Origin of the sequence: Streptomyces sp. NPDC059452, from assembly GCF_042750035.1 — a bacterium.
Taxonomy (GTDB): Bacteria; Actinomycetota; Actinomycetes; order Streptomycetales; family Streptomycetaceae; genus Streptomyces.
Map to the genome: position 1 here is coordinate 246,590 of NZ_JBHYVE010000011.1, position 2,586 is coordinate 249,175.

Genomic DNA, 2,586 nt, shown 5'->3' on the forward strand with positions numbered 1-2,586 from the left:
AATCTTAAAAAAACAAACACCCACCCCGCGGGGCCCGGGCCCCCCCCCGTGAACACCCGGCCCCCCTGTCCCTCGCGGGGGGGGGGCCCCCCCAACACCCCCCCCCCCCCCGCCTGGCGACCGGAAGGTCAGGACTTCTTGTTGATCAGAGCGTTGATCTTGTCGTCGGCCTTCTTGGTGGCGTCGGCGACGGACGAGCCCTTGACGATCTCCAGGAGCATGTTCTGGAGGATCTCTTCCTTCTCGATCGAGGCCCAGCCCGGGGCGATCGGCGTGAACCAGGCGTCCGGCACCGCGTTGGCGACGGCGGCGGTCTCCGGCTTGGCCTTCAGCGGCTCAAGCTGCTTCTCGTTGTTGGGGAGGGTGTTCTTCGAGACCAGCACCTCCATGGACTTCGCGCTGGTGAAGAGGGAGATCCACTCCTCGCCGAGGTCCTGGACCTTGGACTTGGAGATCGTCGCGAGGTCCGAGCCGCCGATGAAGGACGGGAGGGCCTTGCCCTCGGGGCCGGGCATACCGGCGATCGCGATCGACTTCTCGAGCTTCGGGTTGCCGTTCTCGCCGCCCCAGACGCTGCCGGCCTCCCAGCCCTGGCCGTAGATCACGGCGGCCTTCTCGTTGGCCATGACGTTGGCGTGGTCCTGCTCGTCCTTCAGGACGTCGGCCTTGTTGTACTTCTTGACCAGGTTGATGAAGTGCTCAAGGCCCTTGTGCGCCTCCGGGGTGGAGAGCGCGGACTTCCACTCCTTGGCACCCTCGTCGTACTCGGCTATCTGGCCACCGTAGGCGGCGACGTAGGACATCGCGGCGTACCAGTAGCGGCCCGGGAGGTAGAGCGAGGAGGCGCGCTTGTCCTTCTTGCCCAGCTCGGCGCCGACCTTGTCCATCGCGGCGAGGAACTCGGCCTCGGTCTCGGGGAGGGTCTCGCTGCCGGTGCCGGCCTTCAGCATGTCCTTGTTGTAGACGGCGACACGGGCACCGGCGTAGTAAGGAACGCAGTACAGCTTGCCCTCGAAGGAACAGGTGTCCTTGAGGCCCTTGATCCAGGTGTCCGAGTTCTCGTACTTCTTGGGGTCGATTTCCCCAAGCGCACCATTCAGGATGTACTGCATGGTCTCGGTGTTGCCGAGTTCGACAACATCGGGGAATTTGTCACCCGCGAGGGAGGTGTCGAGCTTCTTGACCTTGTCAGCCCACTGCTGGTACTGAACCTTGACCTTGACGCCCGGGTACTTCTTGTTGAACTCGGCGTTGACGTCCTTGACCAGCTCGGGCCAGGTCGACCGGGCCTCGCCCATGAGCCAGACGGTCAGGTCTTCCTTGCGGTCCTTCGGGTCCTTCGACGACCCCTTGTCGTCGGTACCACACGCCGCAATCGAAACCAACATGCCCGCGACACCGATAGCCGCGATGAGCTTGCGCTTCACGTCAAACCCTCCTCAGGGATGCTGCAACCCCACCCACCGCGAAGACATTCGACGAGTTCTGCTGGGGCTGGACCTGGTCTTTAATGGTTTAGACCAGTACCGGGAGCTTGGCCTAGACCTTTAGGGGTGTCAAGGGTGTATAAGAAGTGCACTCGCGTCCGTTATAGGACCGACACCTAAGGGAGGGCGACGACCCGTGACCGGACCGTGCCACCATGTGAGCCGCGACAGACGGAGGAGCCGGTGACGGCAGCAACGCAAGCGTCGGGAAGGCGGGCCATGGGTGCCGACGGGGGCAGTTCGGGGAGCGAGACCGGCAACGGTGCGCGCACCGCGCGCGTACCGAAGTACTACCGGCTCAAGCGGCATCTCCTCGACATGACCGACACCATGCCGCCAGGTACCCCGGTGCCGCCCGAACGCACCTTGGCGGCCGAGTTCGACACCTCGCGCACCACCGTGCGCCAGGCGCTCCAGGAGCTGGTCGTGGAGGGCCGGCTCGAACGCATCCAGGGCAAGGGAACCTTCGTAGCCAAACCGAAGGTGTCCCAGGCGCTCCAGCTGACCTCGTACACCGAGGACATGCGCGCCCAGGGTCTTGAGCCGACGTCCCAGCTGCTGGACATCGGCTATGTGACGGCGGACGACACGCTCGCCGGTCTGCTGGACATCTCGACGGGCGGCCGGGTGCTGCGCATCGAGCGGCTGCGGCTGGCCAGCGGGGAGCCGATGGCGATCGAGACCACCCATCTTTCGGCCAAACGCTTCCCCGCGCTGCGCCGTTCGCTGGTGAAGTACACCTCGCTCTACACCGCGCTCGCCGAGGTGTACGACGTCCGCCTCGCCGAGGCCGAGGAGACCATCGAGACCTCGCTCGCCACCCCGCGCGAGGCCGGTCTGCTGGGGACGGACGTGGGGCTGCCGATGCTGATGCTCTCCCGCCATTCCATCGATGGCCAGGGCGAACCCGTGGAGTGGGTGCGATCCGTGTACCGGGGCGACCGGTACAAGTTCGTGGCCCGCCTGAAGCGGCCGGCGGACTGAGGGACGCAGGAACGCCGACGGCCGGGGGGGCGGGGGGGGGGCCCCCCGCCCCCCCCCCGGGGTGGGGGGGGGCCCCCCCCCGGGGGCCCGGCGGGCCGGGGGCCCGGGCCGGCCC

General features: G+C 66.8%; 2 protein-coding genes. One reads left to right on the plus strand and one right to left on the minus strand.

Features of this window, described 5'->3' with window-relative positions:
- Window positions 1-128: 128 nt before the first annotated feature.
- Entirely contained in the window at window positions 129-1,427 is a 1,299-nt protein-coding gene (locus ACFW9Z_RS17525; RefSeq protein WP_384641110.1) for a sugar ABC transporter substrate-binding protein, read from the minus strand.
- A gap of 279 nt (window positions 1,428-1,706) precedes the next feature.
- On the opposite strand from ACFW9Z_RS17525, the gene ACFW9Z_RS17530 reads away from it, so the two are divergent.
- A complete protein-coding gene (locus ACFW9Z_RS17530; RefSeq protein ID WP_384641113.1) occupies window positions 1,707-2,471 on the plus strand; it encodes a GntR family transcriptional regulator in 765 nt (254 codons plus the stop codon).
- Window positions 2,472-2,586 lie beyond the last annotated feature (115 nt).

What these genes read in the sequence shown, in the direction of transcription:
- ACFW9Z_RS17530 (WP_384641113.1), top strand. Translation starts at nt 1,707, where the DNA reads ATGGGTGCCGACGGGGGCAGTTCGGGGAGCGAGACCGGCAACGGTGCG.